This is a genomic window from Variovorax sp. 679, assembly GCF_003952185.1.
In the GTDB taxonomy this organism is placed as follows: domain Bacteria; phylum Pseudomonadota; class Gammaproteobacteria; order Burkholderiales; family Burkholderiaceae_C; genus Variovorax.
Genome location: NZ_RXFS01000048.1, coordinates 1 through 1087 on the forward strand (window position 1 = coordinate 1; position 1087 = coordinate 1087).

At 65.0% G+C, this 1087-nt stretch carries 1 protein-coding gene; it reads left to right on the plus strand.

Annotated elements, in window-relative coordinates:
• Positions 1-1087: condensation domain-containing protein (locus tag EJO71_RS34240; protein ID WP_240651613.1), on the plus strand; the 1087-nt coding region annotated here is incomplete at both ends.

Sequence of the window (1087 nt, forward strand, 5' to 3'; positions counted from 1 at the left end):
TGTGCGATGGAACAACGAGGGTCAGCTGGAGTACCTGGGTCGGATCGACCACCAGGTGAAGGTGCGGGGGTTCCGCATCGAACTGGGGGAGATCGAGGCGGGGTTGCAGGCCCAGCCGGAAGTGCGCGAGGCGGTGGTCGTTGCGAACGAAGGTCTGGCGGGTACGAGGCTGGTGGCCTACGTCTCCGGCAATGGTATCGACACTGCTGTCCTGAGAGCCCGCCTCGCGGAAGCGCTACCCGACTACATGGTCCCGAGCGTGCTGGTGGTTCTGGAAGCGCTACCGCTGAACGCGAACGGGAAGGTGGATCGCAAGGCGCTGCCTGCGCCGGAGTTCACGAGCGACAGGGCGTACGAGGCGCCCGAAGGCGAGGTCGAGCAGACCCTCGCATCGATCTGGGCCGAAGTCCTCGGAGTGACCCGCGTGGGCCGCAACGACAACTTCTTCGAACTCGGAGGCCATTCCCTGCTGGCACTTCGGCTGCTGGAGAGTGTGCGCGAGCGAGGCTGGAGCGTGCAGGTGCGCACGCTGTTCCAGCACCCGCAGCTGGCGTCCTTCGCACAGGCGCTGCTGCAGGAGCAGGGGCGGGTGGAGGTGGTCGTGCCTCCGAACAGAATTCCCGAAGATTGCGAAGCGATCGAGCCGGACATGCTCACGCTGATCGAGCTCGACGAAGCACAGATCGGCCGCATCGAAGCCAAGGTGGCCGGAGGTGCTTCGAACATCCAGGACATCTACCCGCTGGCGCCGCTGCAGGAGGGGATGCTGTTCCACCACCTGCTGCAGACCGAAGGCGATGCGTACATCACCTCGCACGCGCTGGGGTTCGACAGCCGTCAGAGGCTGGAGCGGTTCGTGCAGAGCTTCAACCGTGTGATCGAGCGTCACGACATCCTGCGCACGGCGGTGCTGTGGGAGGGGTTGAAGGAGCCGGTGCAGGTGGTGCAGCGGCATGCGGAACTCAAGCTGCAGTGGCTCGAAGAAGACAACGCCTCGAATGCAGCAGATCGGCTTCAGGCCCACGTCGATCCCGCGCACTACCGCATCGACGTGCAACGTGCCCCGATGATCCACGCCATCGCAGCG